The organism is Aneurinibacillus tyrosinisolvens (genome assembly GCF_001015055.1).
GTDB lineage: Bacteria > Bacillota > Bacilli > Aneurinibacillales > Aneurinibacillaceae > Aneurinibacillus_A > Aneurinibacillus_A tyrosinisolvens.
This window is the reverse complement of the sequence record NZ_BBWZ01000004.1, coordinates 226,929-244,250: the sequence shown is the minus strand read 5'-3', so window position 1 is coordinate 244,250 and position 17,322 is coordinate 226,929. Positions and strand designations below refer to the sequence as shown.

Below are 17,322 nucleotides of genomic sequence, written 5' to 3'. Positions count from 1 at the left end.
GAAGTACGCGATTCACATGTTATAAAGAGTGATCACTTCTGACTGGGACTCTTTATAATATGTGAATTTTCTATTACCCAGGTAATTAGATGCCGCATATTATAAGTATTATTATTTTGGAGGTTTTTACATGAACACAGGTACAGTTAAATGGTTTAATGCAGAAAAAGGTTTTGGATTCATCGAAGTTGAAGGCGGCGACGATGTATTCGTACATTTCTCTGCAATTAGTGGAGACGGATTCAAGACGTTAGATGAAGGCCAACGAGTTCAATTCGACGTTGTTGAAGGAAACCGTGGACCTCAAGCTGCTAACGTTGTTAAATTATAATTAATAACGAATTAAGTGAACGCCCCACAGTTATCATAACTGTGGGGCTTTTTGATAGGATCATTAAGTTGGATTTTTACCATGGGACCGCAAGGCTTTTCTCACTTAAAACGGCTGGCGGTTAATCCATTGCCCGCCGTCCATCGTGATGCATTCTCCGTTTATGTACTCAGCCTCGGGCGATAGCAAGTAATACGCCAGGCCTGCAATTTCTTCCGGCGTTCCCAGCCGTTTTAGCGGAACGCTATTCAGCGTCCGGTTATACGCCTCTTCAGATTCCCATAGGCGATCTGCTCCCCCTGTATTTTCAATCGGACCGGGGGCGATTGCGTTAACACGGATACCGTACTTCTTTCCCCACTCGACGGCAAGCGTGCGCGTCATTGTCAATACGCCTGCTTTTGCAGAAGCAGAATGAACGACATGTTCCCCCGCCAGCCAGGCGTAAGTAGCTACCATGTTAAGAATGCTTCCTCGCTGTCCGTTTGCAATCCACTCTTTCCCTACCGCCTGCGTACAGTACCAGGTGCCGTTCAGTACAATGTTAATGACTGAATTCCACCCGTTTATCGATAAATCCTCCGCGGCGCATAGAAAATTCCCGGCCGCATTATTCACGAGATGATCAATTTTTCCAAATGTTTTTTTTGTTTCATCCACCATGTGTTGAACCATTTCTGGATTTCGAACGTCCATTTGGACGCAGAGCACCTGGCCGTCAAATTGTTCAATCTCTTTTTTTGTTTCTTCCATTCGCTCCAGCGTGCGGCCTGTAATGACAACAAAAGCCCCCTCAGCTGCAAATCTTTTTGCCATCGCTTTTCCCATTCCACTTGATCCACCGGTAATAATCACAACTTTTTCTTTCATTCTCCTGCCTCCTACTGTTTTTTGAATACTATTAATTTTAATAAAAATATGCCGAAATTGAAAGCGCTTTATGGGCGAAATAAATTTCTTTCTCTCACTCAACGTTCGCCCTTGCATACCATATTAGTATTAGTTTGATGATATTGGAATGGAGGATGTTTAAATGAGCGATTCCACAGCAAACAATACCGAAAGAGGCGGGAGTCCTATTCCCCAGCCTTTAATTGATTTGCTAGTCAGCGATGTTTTAAGTAAGCACAATGTATCCGAACCGCCAAATCTGTCTGATGAACAGAGAAAACAGCTTAAAGCACTGGTGCAGGATATGCAAAAGCAAGTGGATGAATTCTTAAATAAACAGAAGGAAAAGTGAAGCTAAAGAAAGTAGAAGCCAGGCAAATTGTACTTACATTTGCCTGGCTTCTATTTTTGGATGTTTGACGGGGGCAGTTTGTCTATACATAATCCAAATTCCTTCCATATCATATTACAAATACAAAACAAGGAGGAATAAGAATGAGTGAAAAATCACGGAAACGCCATTGTTCTCGCAAGAAAAGAAAAGGGCATCATCGGAGCCATCGTGCTAGACACCGCAGCAGCTGGTCCGCGCTCGATGCCTGCTCAAGGCATCCGTTTGCAGAGGCTGAAATAACACAGAATGCAGACCAAGTATCCGAAACTACCCAGGTGTCAGCTGAAGCGATTGTCATTAAGGATTCCTGCGATGTAGAGGTGTCGACAACAGACACACAGGCGGCTGTTAATTTGCAAGTTGCATTACAAGTTCTGATCGCGCTTGTCATCAGCGTTTCTATTGGCAGCAGCGAGACAGCAAACGCCATTACACAAGATTTGCTCCAGAAATCGCAAATCAAGCAGGTTAATACGCAAAGAACAATCATTGAGAATTCCCGTGGGGTTAGGGTAACGACAACAGATACAGACGTTGCGGTCAACATCCAGCTTCTCGCTCAGGTTCTTGCTGCCCTGGTTGCAAGATTGAATATTCTGTAATTAACCTTATAAGAAAAAGCGCCTATAGCAGGCGCTTTTTTTTCCTGTATTTCCTTTTATTTATTTACCATGGCTCACTGCTCATTATTTTGTCCGTTATTTTGTCCGTTATTTTGCCCATCATTTTGTCCATAATATTGTCCGTTATTCTGTCCATTATCTTGGCCGCTTATCTGATTTGCTGTGTTTTTCCCTTGTTCATTTTGCTTTTTTCCATCATGCTTGTTTTGTTCTTTGTCCCGGCGCGGCACATTCTCTACGATTGCCGCCAGATTCTGATTCCCATTGTTTCGCAAAGATTTTGCAAGCTCTTTCGGGTCAAAGCCATCTGCAATCATCCGGTCAATCTTCGCAAGGTCACCTTCGCGGATGCCGAAGCTGCGCAGTTGATTGATTGTGTTTGCATCCAATCCAATTCCGGATTGGCCCGTTTCCGGCTGAATGGATGTCATTGTTGTTTCCGGGACTGATTCCATCTGGTTCGTTGAAGAGGCTCCTCCATTAGATGACCCATTCGTATTGTAGGATGAACTGCCCCCGGATCCAGAGTAAACTCCCTCTGTTCTTGCTTCATCAAGCGTCTTATTAAGCGGTGTAGCGGTTATTCCAGTATCCCCGGCGCTGCCTGGGGAGGCAGCCGGATTCTCACTAGATGGCTTTATCAATTGATTGCTATTTGGATGAGTTTCCGTCTTAGAAGCAGGATTGAATTTCATAAATGCTGTGGTAGACACAAGTAGAAGCACGGCTACACTTCCCGCAACCAGCCAGTATACACGTTTTTTCGGAGCCAGAAATTTTATGGATTTCTTCATTAGCAAATGGTTCCTTCCTTTCATTATCCTCCTAACATATTCGCATATTTCACGTTTCTTTTGTAGAGTATAACGCCAGTTCTTTGCAAAATACTACTTTAGATCGATAATGACAAGTAACCATTCTTCCTATGTAAACAACCTGGTAAGCTCCTCATTTCTCCTTTGCTTTTCCTGTTCCCCGGCAAGATCGTATTTTTTCAGCAAATGGAAAACATGATTCAGCTCCTCCTGGCTTCGTTCCCCTTGCAAATACCCGGTAAGAGAGGCTGCAATTTCCGCAGGCAGAAACGCAGAAATCGCTTCCTGCTTCTTCTTTACGTCCTCTAAAGAATGGTCCAGTTTACAGCTGCTTTTTTCGTTCATTGTGCATTCCCCTTTCTATGTCCTGGTTCAGGCTGCTGCCTATTTTATACGCACCTCCCCAGTGTGGTGAATAGTCTATACCGAAAGGAAGGTGTTATGATGAGTTACAATGATGACGAGTATGAAGAGAGACAATTGCCGCTTCAGAATCCACCCGGTAGTGGCTACCCAGGCGGCGGTATCCCGGTGGCGGTCATACCACTGGTTATCCCGGCGGAGCAGGGGGAGGACCCCAGCCAACATCGCCTCCGCCCTCCTATATCCCGCAGCAAAGCCAAGGTCTTTCCAGTCAAGCCGTAAGCCCGTCCAGTCTGCGCATGTGCCTCTATCGCTGGACATATGTCTGGCTGGACAACGGACAGCAATACTGGATTTGGCCTTTTAGGATTCGGCAGCGCACCGTTTCATACTATCGCTATTATCCGCATTACGGCTACGTTGTCGGTGGAACAGACACACGAAGAATTACCTCCTTCGTTTGCGGGCCCTATTAAAAAAGGAAAAAAGAAAGTTCATTCCACTTGCCTTTCCCTTCCGCGAGGAAGGGGCTACTGTCCGCTCCACCTCCCTGCGAGCAGGGCCCACCAAACATCTGGGTATCTCGAAGATGAAGACAATGGTGGGCTTCTCCTGCTCTCCAGGAGGTTCCGCTGGGTCAGGAAGGCCGGTCTGCGTGGACTGCCCTTCCTTTTTTCTAACGTTTTTGACCTTTCGGTCTTTTTCTTTACTACTTTAAAGCAACATATACTTTCCATAATAATAAAAAACATCGCGGGGGCATTTCGGCAAATGCCTCCGCTGCTTGTCATTCCTGTCCTGAAAGCCGCATACATATACGGTATGAAATCAAGGCATTCGGGAGGAATCACATGATATCCATACTGGTACCGCTTCTTGCGGGATTAGCTTTATTTATGGGCGGCATGAGGCTGATGCGAATCGGGCTGTTCAACATCGCCGGGGAACGCATGCGCCACTGGCTTGTCCGTTTTACAAAAACACCAACGCGAGGAATGGTTACCGGCACCATTGTCACCATGCTTATACAGAGCAGCAGCGCTGTTTCCGTCATTACAATGGGACTGGCGAATGCCGGGCTTTTAACCTTTCCGCGGACGATCGGCATCATTCTCGGCACAAATATCGGCACTACGTTTACGACGCAATTAATCGCCTTAAATCTAACCGGCATGGCGTTTCCCATTTTTGTGCTTGGCTGCATCCTGTGGCTTATCCGGCATCCCGTGATTCGTGCGGTTGGAGCCTCCGTTGCCGGTTTCGGCTGCGTTTTTATCGGGATTCAAGTGATGCAGAAAATTGCGCTCCCGCTGCAGCACACCCAGCTATTCGCGGACGTAATGACGCAAATGTCCAGCCATCATATGGGGGGCATTCTGATCGGAACGGTTTTTACCGCTATTCTCCACAGCAGCTCTGCGGTGACCGCCATTACGATGGGCTTCATGAATGAAAATGCGATCCCCCTCACAATGGGGATTGCCATCATCCTGGGCAGCAATGTCGGCACGTGCATTACGGCAATTCTGGCAGCCATAGGTGGCAATACAGCATCCAAACGCGTAGCCTGGGTTCACGTCTTTCTGAACGTGACGGGCGTGCTGCTTTTTCTTCCCTTCATTCAGCTTCTTGCCCATACAGTTACAGCGCTCACCGACCAGCCCGGTTTGCAAATCGCTCATGCACAGACGATATTCAACGTCGTCTGCTCCCTATTGGCTCTGCCGTTTACCAAAGCGATCGCAAAGCTTGCCGCTCTTTCCATTAAGGAAAATTAGTATTGATCGCCGGAAATAGTCTGTCCCTGTACGATCGTGACGCCGCCGCTTGTTCCGATTCGCGTTGCTCCCGCTTTAATCATTTCTTCAGCCGTTTGACGGTCGCGTACTCCGCCGGCTGCTTTGATGCCCATTTCCGTTCCTACCGTCTTTCGCATTAACGCGACGTCCTGGACGGTGGCGCCGCCATAGCCGAAACCGGTTGAGGTTTTTACGAAATGCGCTCCCGCTTCTTTGACCAACTTAGAAGCGCGCACTTTTTCTTCTTCGGTGAGGATGCCGGTTTCAATAATCACTTTAACCTGTGCACTGCCGGCCGATACAGCAACAACACTGACAATATCGTTCAAGACCGTCTCATCATCGCCTGACTTTAATGCGCCAATATTAATTACCATGTCGATTTCATCCGCGCCATCCTCAATTGCCTGGGCTGCTTCGAATGCTTTTACTTCCGATTTATTTGCACCTAAAGGAAACCCTACGACAGTAGCTACCTTTACCTCGCTGCCGGCAAGGTTCTGCTTTGCCCGCTCGACCCAGTGTGGATTGATGCATACGGCAAAGAAATGATTCTCCACAGCTTCCTTGCATAACTTGTCGATCATATCAGCTGTGGCTTCAGGCTTTAGCAAAGTGTGGTCAATGTAAGAAGCGATATTTATGTCCGTCATTTGGTCGTCTCCCTCCGGTTTTCAATTCCGAGTAATTTGTACGCTTTCGTTAAAACAGAGATATTATTATCGTACCCGCTTTTCCTCCTTTCCAGAAATATCGTCCCATCAAGTGTAACGTAAAGACTCTTATGAAGCATCCCTCTTTTCCTCTATAACCTTTCTCCACTCGCGGATGACTGTCTCACCGATAGCATTCTTATACTGATTATATACAGGCAGGAGTGCTTTTTGCCATTCCTGTCTCTCGGCGTCCGTCTGATAATGGATGGAGAGGCCTTTATCTTTCTTAAGCTCCGTCAATGCCTTATTATTCATCTCTTTTGCATAATGTCGAATCCAAACCGTTGTTTCTTCCATCGCCTGGCGAATTGCTTCCTGTTGGCTACCGGACAATTTATTCCATACATCCCGGTTCATCAGTACGGTGTAGCCAAGATAGCCGTGATTGCTAACCGTCATATGGGTCTGTACCTGGTACAGGCGCTTCGAATAAATGTTGGATAGCGTGTTCTCTTCCCCTTCTACCGCGCCGCTTTCTAATTGACGATACAGATCATTAAAGGAATAGCTCTCCGCCTGTGCTCCCAGTACCTGAAACTGTGAGCGAAGCACTGGACTGTCCATGATTCGTATCTTCATGTTTTGAAAATCTGACGGCTTTATTATTTCCCGATTAGCTGTCATCTGCTTAAATCCGTTATCCCACAGCGCCATTCCCATGACATTTGCATCATCAATGGCCTGAAACAAAAGCTGGCCCAGCCTGCCATCCATCGCTTCGCTTACCATTCGCTCATTCATAAAAGCATATGGCAAATCCATCACCATCCATTCAGGATAGCGCGCGGACAGCTTAGAAATGGACGGAGCAATCATTTCAACCTGTCCTTGCCGAAGTGCCTCGAATTCCGTTGCGTCATCGAACAGCGTAGCATTGGGATACGTTCGAATCTCAACCATTCCATTTGTTTTTTCACGGACAAGCTTCGCAAATAAATTGACGGCAAGCCCCTTCGGCGTATTCTCAGCAACGACATGGCTAAAACGAATGACAACCTTTTTATTTAATCCAGCCTGTTCCTGGTCGTAATGAATGGGCTCTTCTTTATTGAAACCAAAGCCGACCGCTACCGCAATCGCCAGACCTGCAAACAGAAATAAAATAAGCCACCAGAGGGATTTCATCTGCCATCACCCCTTTGTTTTCTAGTATCATAACACAAAAAACACTGACAAAAATATTGTCAGTGTTTGAAAGTCAATCATAAAATATTAAATAGAAGCGGTCTTATCAAAATGCTTTGTTCCTGAAATATGATTTTCTGTGGATTGTCCACCTAATGAATCCGTTTCTACTACACGATTCGGGTCAAATTCGTTTTCCATTTTGGAAATTACCACGGTAGCAACACCATTTCCAATAAGGTTAGTAATCGCACGGGCGGTACTCATAAAACGATCGACCCCAAGGAGGAGCGCTATACCTTCGACTGGAACACTTGGGAATACCGCTAAAGTCGCTGCAAGTGTAATAAATCCTGCTCCGGTTACCCCTGCTGCTCCCTTAGAAGTTAGCATCAGTACCCCAAGTAAAGTCAATTGTTGACCCCAACTTAAATCGACCCCAAATGCTTGCGCGACAAACAGAGCAGACATTGCTAGATAAATGTTCGTACCATCAAGATTAAATGAGTAACCTGTTGGAAGAACAAGGCCTACAACCGATTTGGAACATCCGTACTGTTCAAGTTTCTCGACCATTTTAGGTAAAGCAGATTCGGACGAAGATGTACCAAACACCAGGAAAATTTCATCTTTGATGTATTTAATAAATTTTATAATACTGAAACCATAGTATTTTGCAATCGCCCCAAGAACAAGGATAACAAACACTGCCATTCCAGCTACCGTTAGTCCAAATAATTTTCCAAGGGAAACGAGAGAACCTACCCCGAATTTTCCAATTGTATAAGAGATGGCACCGAAAGCCGCGATAGGAGAGTAATACATAATGATGTTAACGATTCTAAAGAATACGTCAGAAAGCTTTTCGAATAAATCAAGAATTCCTTTTCCTCGTTGTCCCAAACCTGCTAATGCACATCCAAATAGAACAGCTATGAATAATACAGGAAGTAACTCCCCTTCAGTTAATGCTCCTACAAAACTGTCAGGGATAATTTTCATGATAAAGTCCATTGCTCCATGGCCTTCTTCTGCTGCTTTTGTATATTTAGAAATATCACCATGAGCAGCATGGCCATTAACGCCTGTACCAGGATGAAATACATTTGCAAATAGAATCCCAATAGCTAATGCAAACGTCGAAACAATTTCAAAATACAATAATGCTTTGCCACCGATCCGGCCAACCTTCTTCATGTCGCCCATTCCGGCGATACCAACGACAATGGTTAAGAAAATAATGGGGGCAATAATCATCTTGATTGCTTTAACAAAAATGTCTGCCAGAACCTTCATATCAGCACCCTGTTTAGGGTAGAATTCGGCAAATAATACACCTAAGATCATAGCAACAATAACTTGAAACGTAAGACTCTTGAAATTAATCTTCATAACTAACCCTCCCCGCATGAATTGTCATGCTTGTCTGATAGATTAATGATAGCGTTTTCTTGAAGGAAGAAAAAGTTTTCGTACTTATTTAACGTTTTGTTCTTTTTGTTCATTCACCCATGTATATACTTTCATCGGCCGGCCGATGGTTCCATACACCATAAGTGATTTAGCTTGTCCTACTGTCTCTAGGTACTCTAAATAGCGGCGTACAGTAACCCGGGACATCCCAATTTGCTGCCCCAGCTCTTCCGCCGAAATTTCCTTCTCACTGTGACGGAGAAAATCAGACACCTGGCGCAGGGTAAACGCCTGAATACCTTTAGGATAGTGTATATCGTGTTCTTCTTTTTTCTCCTGCTCAACCGGTTTACTTTGGTCAAATTGAGGTTGTGAAAAAGTTTCTAACTTGTTTCTCTGGAAGTTAGACTGGTAGCGAAGGAGCGCCTGTTTAATCCGTTCAAACTGAAATGGCTTGAAAACATAATCGACAGCTCCAAGGCGCATAACTCTCATGACAGTCTCCCGATCGTTAGCTGCCGTTACTGCAATGACATCAATATCATAATCGTCCCGCCGGATGATTCGCAGCGTCTCAAGTCCATCCATGCCAGGCATATATAAATCAAGTAAAGCAAGATGGGGACGGAGCTGATTTATTTTCTCCAGTGCTTCATACCCATTCTTGGCAACACCAACAACTTTAAATCCTTCTACACGTTCAATGAAAGACTTGTTAATTTCCTGGACCATCGGATCATCTTCTACAAGCAGAACACGTATCGTCTCACTCATCTTATGTTACTCCTTTCTTTCCATCGGGATTTTTACACGAATCCACGTCCCGTACCCTGTACTGCTCTCAATCTCAATGTCACCGCCGCTCCGCTCTACAATAGAAGATACAAGATATAATCCGATTCCTCTGCCGCTCTCCGCTTTTGTTGAAAATCCCTTCGTAAATATTTTTGCCTGCACTTCATCCGGGATACCTATCCCATTATCTTCAACCTCAATCGTCAGATAACTTTCATCCTGTACAATGGATACATCGACACACTTGTCCCTATCCCATACCTCAGAAAATCCATCAAACGCGTTTTCGATTAAATTCCCGAGAATAATGACCATATCATGGTGGGTAATCCCATTTGGGAAGCAATGCAGTTCACTATACGGATCAATGTGGAGGGCAATATCCAGTTCTTTCGCCCGGCTTACCTTCCCGATGAGCAGCCCAAGCAAGCTGTCGTTTCGGATGCGGTTCCCCACAAAATGGACAAGGTTCTCCTCTTCCTCATCAATCTGAAAAATATAACGCACCGCTTCCTGATCCTTGCCCAGTTGAATAAGCCCGGCGATCGTATGAAGCTTATTGCTGTGTTCGTGGTTTTTCGCACGAAGAGCTTCCACAAACGCTTTAACACCTGTTAATTCTTCCGCAAGCCTGGTCACCTCTGTCTTGTCCTGGAAAATGGCAAGCGCACCGGCTGTTTTCCCTTTTACTTTAATCGGAAAACGATTGCTAAGAATGAGGGTATCTCCAATATAGAATTGTTCATTATAAGCCGGTTTCTCAAGCGTTACAATCTCCGGAAGCCTTGTGTCCGGGATAACTTCCCTTATCTTCCTTCCCAGCGCTTCTCCTTTTACCTTCAGCATTTTCTTTGCAGGCTCATTAATGACCGTGATGCGTTCATGTTCGTCGATGGCGATAATCCCCTCGTGGATGGCGTGGAAGGCAGCCGTTCGCTCATCGAGCGTTCGAGCCAGCTCCTGCGGCTCCAGCTGAAACGTTTGCCGCTTAATATGGCTTGCCAGCAGATACGCTCCCCAGATTCCAAAGCATAAAGTTAACGAAAGGATAAGCATCATTTCACTGCCCATATCGGATAAAATCGCCTGCAGGTGCGGAACCGTGTTCCCAACCATCACAACCCCTACCTGCTGGTGTTCATCATTCATAATTGGGGCGTATGCCCGGACTCCATTCCCCAGCTCTCCTTTGACCCTGTCAACGTATACATGCTCGGCAAACGCAGGCCTCGCTTCATTTATATTAAATAGGGTCCCCACTCTGCTTGCAATCGGATGGGACATTCTTTTTCCCTTCATTGTCACGACAACAATATAATCCGCCCCATAGATCCCCCTAATCTGCTCTACAAGCGGCTGGATGCGCGTCTCCCCTCCCGGATTTTCCACTTCATGCCGAATCTCCGGCACCTGTGCCGTCACTTTTGCCGTTAAAAGGGAGCGCTGGCTTACATCCTCTACCTTCACGTTTGCAATTTTCCCAACGAGGATAATCGTTCCAATCAAGAGAGAAAACAGGACAATACCGAATGAAAGCAGTGTGATTTTCCAACGAATCGGCCAATTGTCCAACTGCAGCATATTTACACACCTTCCTATAGCCTTTATGCATCATACAGAGCGTTTTTTCTCTGTCTTCTCTATCATGTGATTTTTTTATGCAGATATCAATAAGAAAAAGGAGCCATCCGTCGGTGATGGCTCCCATTCTTGCGTCAACCGCTATGCTTTTAGCGCTTCCTCACTTAACACACGGACAAACGTCCCGCCGCAATATTCAACCCCCGGCTTATCCAGGCGAACTTTGCATATGGTTCCGACAAGTGACTCATTCGCAGGAAAAACAAGCTTCAGGTAGTTATCCGAATAACCGACATACAGGCCGCTCTCAGGAGCTTCCTTGTACGGCTCTTCTGGAATGACTTCCAGGACATCGCCTACAAACTTCTCAGCATACGTAACAGACTGCTTATTGGACAGTTCAATGAGCTCGTGAACTCGTCTGTTTTTCACTTCTTCGTCTACCTGATCCTCCATGCGGGCTGCCGGAGTTCCTGTACGCTTCGAATACGGGAAGACGTGAAGTTCAGCGAATTTCATTTCCTCGATAAAACGGTAGCCTTCCCGGTACATTTCTTCTGTTTCCCCCGGGAAGCCGACAATAATATCTGTCGTGATGGCCACATCCGGCAGCGCTTGGTGCAGTTTCTCAATTGTGCGGCGGTATTCGTCTGTCGTATACTTTCTGCGCATACGCTTTAGCACATCATCCTGCCCGGCTTGCAGCGGAACATGCAGATGGCGGCACATCTTGTCTGAAGAATTTAACACTTCAATGACTTCATCCGTAATCTGGCTTGCTTCAATTGAGCTGATGCGGATTCGCTTCAAACCCGGTACTTTGCTGTCAAGGTCTCGAAGCAAGCGAGCCAGGTTGTAGTCTTCGAGATCCTCCCCATAGCCGCCTGTGTGAATGCCGGTAAGAACAATCTCTTTATAACCGGCTGCAACGAGTTTGTTTGCCTGCTCGATTACACTCTCGGGCTTCCGGCTGCGCATAAGACCGCGCGCCCATGGAATGATACAGAACGTACAGAAGTTATTGCAGCCTTCCTGGATTTTCAAGGAAGCGCGCGTCCGATCCGTAAACTCCGGAACGTCAAGCTCTTCGTATTCGCGGGCTTTCATAATATTAGACACCGCGTTAATCGGCTTCCGCTCCTGAAGATACTGGTTCACGTATCCAGTCAGGTTATCTCTTCCCGACGTTCCGACGACAATGTCGACCCCAGGAATGGCCATGATTTCGTGCGGGGTCGTCTGGGCGTAACAGCCTGTAACCGCGATAACGGCATCCGGGTTCCGGCGAATCGCTCTCCGGATAACCTGGCGGCTTTTCTTGTCCCCTGTATTTGTAACCGTACACGTATTAATGACGTATACGTCTGATGTTCCTTCAAAATCGGTTTTTTCATAACCTTCCTGCTTAAACAGCTGCCAGATGGCTTCGGTTTCATAATGATTCACCTTGCAGCCCAGCGTATGAAATGCTACAGTTGGCATCTGCTACCCAACTCCTTATCCAATTTGTTGCCCCAAACTATTACTCGAACTGATATGAAATGCAGGACAGCCCATACAGCGGAGCAGTTTCCGCCCGCAGGATGCGGCGCCCGAGTGATACGATCGTAAGCCCTGCTGCTTCAGCCTCTTCAACTTCCTTCTCATCGAAGCCGCCTTCCGGTCCGATGACCAGCAGGATGGAAGCTCCCTCAGGAACTTCCGTAAGGATGCGTGCCAGCGCAATCTCTTCCTCTTTCTCATATGCAAGTAAAGCATAATGGAAACCCGGAACAGATGCAAGAAGCTCCTTCCATGTCCGCACATCCTCAATGTGCGGAATCTGGCTGCGGTGTGATTGCTCGGCTGCCTCTTTGGCGATTTTGCGCCAGCGCTCGATGCGCTTCTTTTCTTTCTTATCATCCAGCTTCACAACCGTCCGCTGCGATGTAAAGGCAAAAAAAGAAAAAGCACCGAGCTCAGTGCCTTTCTGAATCACCAGTTCCATTTTATCACCTTTAGGGAGCCCCTGTGCAATGGTAACTTGCACCGGAAGTTCCCGGTTTTTCAACGTTTGCTGTATGATTCTCACCCGGACTTCACCTTCGGCAATCGACTCAATAGCACCCACCACATCGCGCCCATGCCCGTTACAACAAATGATTTCGTCTCCAGCCCGGGAACGCATCACTTTGGCGATATGGTTGACGTCATCTCCCGTAATCGTTACATGCTGTTCTGTCATCTGTTCCGGATTCACAAAATATCGCTGCATATTTATTATCCCTCGCTATGCTTGCTTTTCAGCAATGATGCACACCCAGCCGGACGTAAGCGTATCACGCTCATAAATGGTTGGCGGAGCAACCGTATCGGCGGACGAGTAATTGCTGCCTTCTTCACTGTCATACATATCGTGCATATAATGAGACTCAACAATGCGCAAGCCCGCACTCTCCATCGCCGCTTTTACGTCTTCTTCTTTTTGTGTAATGATGCCGGATGCAACAAAAATCCCTCCCGGCTTTAATACGTTTGCCGCATCGTCCACAAAACGGATGATGACCTCGGCGAGAATGTTCGCGACCATGACATCCGCAGGTCCGCTTATCCCGTCAAGCAAGTTGTTCTGTTCTACCTGTACAACATCGGACGTCTTATTTAATTTAACGTTAATGCGGGAGGAGTGGACTGCGACCTCATCGAGATCAAGCGCAAGAACCGACCTGGCACCGAGCTTTGCCGCGGCGATGCTCAGTACACCTGTGCCGCAGCCAACATCAATGACCCGCTCCCCGCCCTTAATGACTTCATCAAGTGCACGAATACAGAGGACGGTTGTCGGATGGGTTCCAGTACCGAATGCCATACCCGGATCCAGCTCAATAATGAGTTCATCCTCTTTCTGTGGCGTGTATTCCTCCCACGTCGGCGTAATGGTAATCCGCTCCGAAACTTCTACCGGCTTATAGTACTTTTTCCAGGCGGTTTCCCATTCTTCTTCCCTTACCTCTGCAAGGCTTACCGTACCGGGCCTCGCATCAATATCGTACAGCACAAGATTATTCACAGCCTCTTTAATCTGGTCCACCGTTTCGCCAAGATAGCTGTTTACGAGCAGGTAGGCTTTTATAATGACACCCTCTACCGGGTAATCTTTTTCAGAAAGCTGATAAATCTCGCCAAATTTATCTTCCCAATCGCGCGTTAAAATCTCCGGGTCTTCAATGACAACACCCGTCGCCCCCGCTTCATGGAGTATGTTCGCCACCGCTTCTACCGCTTCCTGACTGGTATGAATGCTAATCTCAGACCACTTCATTATAAACTCCTACCATCCTCTCGCTGCTGCACGTGATTTGTGAATCGATACGTTTTCTTATATTTCCCCACGCAGCACTTTTTTCATTTTATCAAAAAAGGAAGTTTCCCCGTTGCCGTGCGTTTCTTCGCCGCTTAATTCCCCGAATTCACGGAGCAATTCCCTTTGTCTGTCTGTAAGCTTTGTCGGTGTTATAATGACCACTTTTACATGCTGATCACCTTTACCGGAACGGTTTAAATACGGCACCCCATGTCCGCGCAGGCGGAACTTCGTGCCTGTCTGCGTGCCGGCGGGAACTTTCAGCTTCACTTTGCCATCAAGCGTTGGAACTTCAATTTCATCCCCCAATGTTGCCTGGGCAAACGTAATGGGGATTTTGCAGAAAATATCGTTGCCGTCCCGTTCAAAGAAATCATGCCGCTTCACACGGAAGACAACATACAAGTCTCCCGGAGGCCCGCCGTTCGCTCCAAGTTCACCTTCACCCGGGATGCGCATTCTTGCGCCGTCGTCCACCCCTGCCGGTACACGAATATGAATTTTCCGGCGAATCTTCTCGGTTCCTGAGCCGTGGCACTTGCTGCATTTTACAGAAACAAATTTACCGCTGCCTTTACATGTTGGGCAGACGCGGCGGTTCACGACGCGGCCAAACGGCGTATTCTGCACAACTTCCTGCTGGCCTGCACCGTTACACGTCTGGCATGTCTCCACCTTGCTGCCCGGCTCCGCACCTGAACCGTCACACTTGGAGCAGGTTGTTTCCTTCGGAATTTCAATATCCATCTCTTTTCCGAATACCGCTTCTTTAAATTCGATCTGCATGCTGTACTGTAAATCATCGCCCTGGCGCGGAGCATTCGGGTTACGCCGTCCACCGCCGCCGCCAAAAAACATATCAAAAATATCACCGAAGCCGCCGCCGAAATCTCCGCCGCCACCAAAGCCGCCGCCCTGGGCTCCAGCATGGCCGAACTGGTCATAACCGGCCTTTTTCTGCGGATCGCTCAATACTTCGTACGCTTCCTGCACTTCTTTGAACTTCGCTTCCGCATCGGCTTCCTTATTGCGATCCGGGTGGTATTTCATCGACAACTTACGGTGCGCCTTCTTTATTTCACTTTCTGAAGCGTCTTTAGAAAGCCCCAGAACTTCATAATAATCTCGCTTGCTCATCTTCTTCACTCCCGCACTGCTTACTCACATGCTTCATCATAACAGGTTGCGAAAAAAAGTCAAAGCCAAGTTGCCCTGACTTTGACCCTTCTCGCTGCATGCTGTCTGCTTCTTATTTGTTGTCTTATTTGTTGTCTTTCTTATCGTCTTCATCAACGACCGTATAATCGGCGTCAACGACATTATCATCATTTTTTGCTGAACCGCCTGGCTGGCCTTCGGCTCCCTCAGCCTGTGCCTGCTGAGCCATTTGTTCGTATACTTTCATGGAAAGCTGCTGGACAATTTCCTGCAGTTCATCCTTCGCTTTGCGGATGGCTTCAAGGTCAGTTCCTTCAAGGGCTGTCTTGAGTGCTTCTTTGGCAGTGGTTGCTTTATCAACATCAGCCGGATCCACTTTATCACCAAGGTCTTTAATCGCTTTATCTGTCGCAAACACAAGCTGGTCCGCTTCGTTGCGCAGTTCTACCTGCTCCTTGCGCTGCTTATCGGATTCGGCGTTTTCTTCCGCTTCACGTACCATGCGGTCGATTTCATCGTCGCTCAATCCGGAGGAAGAAGTAATCGTAATTTTTTTGCTCTTTGCCTGTACCAAGGTCTTTCGCCGATACGTTTACAATCCCGTTCGCATCGATATCGAATTTCACTTCGATTTGTGGAATGCCACGTGGTGCTGGCGGGATGTCACCTAATTGGAAACGTCCAAGCGTTTTATTGTCCGCTGCCATCGGGCGTTCACCCTGAAGGATGTGAATATCAACAGAAGGTTGGTTGTCTGAAGCCGTTGAGAATACCTGTGCTTTGCTTGTCGGAATCGTTGTATTCCGTTCAATCAGCTTTGTCATTACGCCGCCCATGGTTTCGATTCCGAGGGAAAGCGGAGTTACGTCCAGAAGAAGAATATCCGTTACATCCCCTGTTACGATACCTGCCTGAATCGCTGCGCCGAGCGCTACAACTTCATCCGGGTTTACCCCTTTGTGCGGTTCTTTGCCTGTAAACTTCTTAATCGCTTCCTGGACAGCCGGGATACGTGTAGAACCACCAACAAGGACAACTTTGTCAATATCAGCTGGTGTTAGTCCCGCATCAGATAATGCACGGCGAGTTGGTCCCATTGTACGTTCCACAAGGTTTGCGCTCAACTCTTCAAACTTCGCACGGCTTAAGGTTACTTCAAGGTGCTTCGGTCCGGAAGCGTCCGCACTGATGAATGGAAGCGAAATTGTTGTATTTACAACACCGGACAAATCTTTTTTCGCTTTTTCCGCCGCATCTTTTAAGCGCTGCATTGCCATACGGTCGGCTGATAAATCAAGCCCGTTTTCTTTTTTAAACTCACTTACAAGGTAATCAATAATAACCTGGTCAAAATCGTCCCCGCCAAGCTCATTATCCCCGCTTGTCGCAATAACGTTTACGCCTTTTCCTTCTTCTTCATCATTGTTAATTTCAAGAACAGATACGTCGAACGTACCGCCGCCCAGGTCATATACAAGGATCGTATGATCCTCGCCCTTATCCATACCATATGCCAGGGATGCTGCTGTCGGTTCGTTTACGATCCGAAGAACGTCAAGACCGGCGATTTTTCCAGCATCCTTTGTTGCCTGGCGCTGGCTGTCGTTGAAGTAAGCAGGAACCGTAATAACGGCCTGTGTTACGGTTTCACCAAGGTATGCTTCGGCATCGGATTTCAGCTTCTGGAGGATCATTGCGGAAACTTCCTGCGGTGTATACTCTTTTCCTTCAAGCGTTGTTTTGTGGGCCGTACCCATGTGACGTTTAATCGAAGCAACTGTATTATCCGGATTTGTAATCGCCTGGCGCTTTGCCGCCTCACCTACGATACGCTCTCCGTTTTTGAATGCGACGACAGAAGGGGTGGTACGGTTTCCTTCCGGATTCGGGATAACAACCGGCTCGCCGCCCTCCATTACTGCTACGCAAGAATTTGTTGTTCCTAAGTCAATACCAATTACTTTAGCCATTTTAT

18 protein-coding genes and 1 pseudogene are annotated in these 17,322 nt (G+C 47.0%); 5 read left to right on the top strand and 14 right to left on the bottom strand.

The window, feature by feature from the left end; genetic code table 11:
• The first annotated feature begins 130 nt into the window (after positions 1-130).
• On the top strand, positions 131-331 hold the full coding sequence (locus MBEAL2_RS06050; protein WP_047151405.1) for a cold-shock protein: 201 nt from the start codon (positions 131-133) through the stop codon (positions 329-331).
• Positions 332-436: 105 nt separating this feature from the next.
• On the opposite strand, the gene fadH is transcribed toward MBEAL2_RS06050, so the two are convergent.
• Positions 437-1,201: a 2,4-dienoyl-CoA reductase gene (gene fadH / locus MBEAL2_RS06045; RefSeq protein WP_047151404.1), complete on the bottom strand. Its 765-nt coding sequence runs from the start codon at positions 1,199-1,201 to the stop codon at positions 437-439.
• Positions 1,202-1,364: 163 nt separating this feature from the next.
• Between fadH and MBEAL2_RS06040 the strand changes: the two genes are divergently transcribed.
• Complete coding sequence (locus MBEAL2_RS06040; RefSeq protein ID WP_047151403.1) at positions 1,365-1,574, top strand: hypothetical protein; 210 nt, start codon at positions 1,365-1,367, stop codon at positions 1,572-1,574.
• A gap of 143 nt (positions 1,575-1,717) precedes the next feature.
• Positions 1,718-2,218, top strand: a complete 501-nt coding sequence (locus MBEAL2_RS06035) for a spore coat protein (protein ID WP_047151402.1) — start codon at positions 1,718-1,720, stop codon at positions 2,216-2,218.
• Between the two features lie 74 nt (positions 2,219-2,292).
• Here MBEAL2_RS06035 and MBEAL2_RS06030 read toward each other — a convergent pair whose 3' ends face one another.
• The 3 genes from MBEAL2_RS06030 to MBEAL2_RS31655 form a co-directional block, all read right to left on the bottom strand.
• Complete coding sequence (locus tag MBEAL2_RS06030; protein ID WP_161798178.1) at positions 2,293-3,033, bottom strand: hypothetical protein; 741 nt, start codon at positions 3,031-3,033, stop codon at positions 2,293-2,295.
• A 129-nt stretch (positions 3,034-3,162) separates the two neighbouring features.
• On the bottom strand, positions 3,163-3,399 hold the full coding sequence (locus MBEAL2_RS06025; protein ID WP_047151400.1) for a hypothetical protein: 237 nt from the start codon (positions 3,397-3,399) through the stop codon (positions 3,163-3,165).
• A 75-nt stretch (positions 3,400-3,474) separates the two neighbouring features.
• Entirely contained in the window at positions 3,475-3,642 is a 168-nt protein-coding gene (locus MBEAL2_RS31655; RefSeq protein ID WP_161798177.1) for a hypothetical protein, read from the bottom strand.
• A 96-nt stretch (positions 3,643-3,738) separates the two neighbouring features.
• Here MBEAL2_RS31655 and MBEAL2_RS31650 point away from each other — a divergent pair, with 96 nt between their 5' ends.
• Positions 3,739-4,272 carry a hypothetical protein gene (locus MBEAL2_RS31650; protein ID WP_047151398.1) on the top strand — a complete coding sequence of 178 codons (534 nt, stop codon included), beginning with the start codon at positions 3,739-3,741 and terminating at the stop codon, positions 4,270-4,272.
• A complete protein-coding gene (locus MBEAL2_RS06010; protein WP_047151397.1) occupies positions 4,269-5,195 on the top strand; it encodes a Na/Pi cotransporter family protein in 927 nt (308 codons plus the stop codon). The genes MBEAL2_RS31650 and MBEAL2_RS06010 overlap by 4 nt, the downstream gene beginning before the upstream one ends.
• On the opposite strand, the gene deoC is transcribed toward MBEAL2_RS06010, so the two are convergent.
• The 10 genes and pseudogenes from deoC to dnaK form a co-directional block, all read right to left on the bottom strand.
• On the bottom strand, positions 5,192-5,869 hold the full coding sequence (deoC, locus tag MBEAL2_RS06005) for a deoxyribose-phosphate aldolase (RefSeq protein WP_047151396.1): 678 nt from the start codon (positions 5,867-5,869) through the stop codon (positions 5,192-5,194). The genes MBEAL2_RS06010 and deoC overlap by 4 nt on opposite strands.
• A 129-nt stretch (positions 5,870-5,998) precedes the next feature.
• Positions 5,999-7,057: a DctP family TRAP transporter solute-binding subunit gene (locus MBEAL2_RS06000; protein WP_047151395.1), complete on the bottom strand. Its 1,059-nt coding sequence runs from the start codon at positions 7,055-7,057 to the stop codon at positions 5,999-6,001.
• A gap of 87 nt (positions 7,058-7,144) precedes the next feature.
• Positions 7,145-8,449, bottom strand: a complete 1,305-nt coding sequence (locus tag MBEAL2_RS05995; protein ID WP_082129783.1) for a dicarboxylate/amino acid:cation symporter — start codon at positions 8,447-8,449, stop codon at positions 7,145-7,147.
• Positions 8,450-8,533: 84 nt separating this feature from the next.
• Entirely contained in the window at positions 8,534-9,244 is a 711-nt protein-coding gene (locus MBEAL2_RS05990; protein ID WP_047151394.1) for a response regulator, read from the bottom strand.
• A 6-nt stretch (positions 9,245-9,250) separates the two neighbouring features.
• Positions 9,251-10,846 carry an ATP-binding protein gene (locus tag MBEAL2_RS05985; protein WP_047151393.1) on the bottom strand — a complete coding sequence of 532 codons (1,596 nt, stop codon included), beginning with the start codon at positions 10,844-10,846 and terminating at the stop codon, positions 9,251-9,253.
• Between the two features lie 141 nt (positions 10,847-10,987).
• A complete protein-coding gene (mtaB, locus tag MBEAL2_RS05980; RefSeq protein ID WP_047151392.1) occupies positions 10,988-12,328 on the bottom strand; it encodes a tRNA (N(6)-L-threonylcarbamoyladenosine(37)-C(2))-methylthiotransferase MtaB in 1,341 nt (446 codons plus the stop codon).
• Positions 12,329-12,368: 40 nt separating this feature from the next.
• Positions 12,369-13,100, bottom strand: coding sequence for a 16S rRNA (uracil(1498)-N(3))-methyltransferase (locus tag MBEAL2_RS05975; protein WP_047151391.1), 732 nt, complete (start codon positions 13,098-13,100; stop codon positions 12,369-12,371).
• Between the two features lie 15 nt (positions 13,101-13,115).
• Positions 13,116-14,147: a 50S ribosomal protein L11 methyltransferase gene (gene prmA / locus MBEAL2_RS05970; protein ID WP_082129782.1), complete on the bottom strand. Its 1,032-nt coding sequence runs from the start codon at positions 14,145-14,147 to the stop codon at positions 13,116-13,118.
• 57 nt (positions 14,148-14,204) lie between these two features.
• The gene (dnaJ, locus tag MBEAL2_RS05965) at positions 14,205-15,326 is read right to left on the bottom strand and encodes a molecular chaperone DnaJ (RefSeq protein WP_047151390.1); all 1,122 of its coding nucleotides are present in this window, start codon (positions 15,324-15,326) and stop codon (positions 14,205-14,207) included.
• A gap of 124 nt (positions 15,327-15,450) precedes the next feature.
• Positions 15,451-17,317, bottom strand: a pseudogene (gene dnaK, locus MBEAL2_RS05960) (molecular chaperone DnaK).
• Between the last annotated feature and the right edge of the window lie 5 nt (positions 17,318-17,322).

Excerpts from the sequence above, each read along its gene's own strand:
- MBEAL2_RS06050 (WP_047151405.1), top strand. The coding sequence starts at position 131 with ATGAACACAGGTACAGTTAAATGGTTTAATGCAGAAAAAGGTTTTGGA.
- fadH (WP_047151404.1), bottom strand. The coding sequence starts at position 1,201 with ATGAAAGAAAAAGTTGTGATTATTACCGGTGGATCAAGTGGAATGGGA.
- MBEAL2_RS06040 (WP_047151403.1), top strand. The coding sequence starts at position 1,365 with ATGAGCGATTCCACAGCAAACAATACCGAAAGAGGCGGGAGTCCTATT.
- MBEAL2_RS06035 (WP_047151402.1), top strand. The coding sequence starts at position 1,718 with ATGAGTGAAAAATCACGGAAACGCCATTGTTCTCGCAAGAAAAGAAAA.
- MBEAL2_RS06030 (WP_161798178.1), bottom strand. The coding sequence starts at position 3,033 with ATGAAGAAATCCATAAAATTTCTGGCTCCGAAAAAACGTGTATACTGG.
- MBEAL2_RS06025 (WP_047151400.1), bottom strand. The coding sequence starts at position 3,399 with ATGAACGAAAAAAGCAGCTGTAAACTGGACCATTCTTTAGAGGACGTA.
- MBEAL2_RS31655 (WP_161798177.1), bottom strand. The coding sequence starts at position 3,642 with ATGTTGGCTGGGGTCCTCCCCCTGCTCCGCCGGGATAACCAGTGGTAT.
- MBEAL2_RS31650 (WP_047151398.1), top strand. The coding sequence starts at position 3,739 with ATGTCTGGCTGGACAACGGACAGCAATACTGGATTTGGCCTTTTAGGA.
- MBEAL2_RS06010 (WP_047151397.1), top strand. The coding sequence starts at position 4,269 with ATGATATCCATACTGGTACCGCTTCTTGCGGGATTAGCTTTATTTATG.
- deoC (WP_047151396.1), bottom strand. The coding sequence starts at position 5,869 with ATGACGGACATAAATATCGCTTCTTACATTGACCACACTTTGCTAAAG.
- MBEAL2_RS06000 (WP_047151395.1), bottom strand. The coding sequence starts at position 7,057 with ATGAAATCCCTCTGGTGGCTTATTTTATTTCTGTTTGCAGGTCTGGCG.
- MBEAL2_RS05995 (WP_082129783.1), bottom strand. The coding sequence starts at position 8,449 with ATGAAGATTAATTTCAAGAGTCTTACGTTTCAAGTTATTGTTGCTATG.
- MBEAL2_RS05990 (WP_047151394.1), bottom strand. The coding sequence starts at position 9,244 with ATGAGTGAGACGATACGTGTTCTGCTTGTAGAAGATGATCCGATGGTC.
- MBEAL2_RS05985 (WP_047151393.1), bottom strand. The coding sequence starts at position 10,846 with ATGCTGCAGTTGGACAATTGGCCGATTCGTTGGAAAATCACACTGCTT.
- mtaB (WP_047151392.1), bottom strand. The coding sequence starts at position 12,328 with ATGCCAACTGTAGCATTTCATACGCTGGGCTGCAAGGTGAATCATTAT.
- MBEAL2_RS05975 (WP_047151391.1), bottom strand. The coding sequence starts at position 13,100 with ATGCAGCGATATTTTGTGAATCCGGAACAGATGACAGAACAGCATGTA.
- prmA (WP_082129782.1), bottom strand. The coding sequence starts at position 14,147 with ATGAAGTGGTCTGAGATTAGCATTCATACCAGTCAGGAAGCGGTAGAA.
- dnaJ (WP_047151390.1), bottom strand. The coding sequence starts at position 15,326 with ATGAGCAAGCGAGATTATTATGAAGTTCTGGGGCTTTCTAAAGACGCT.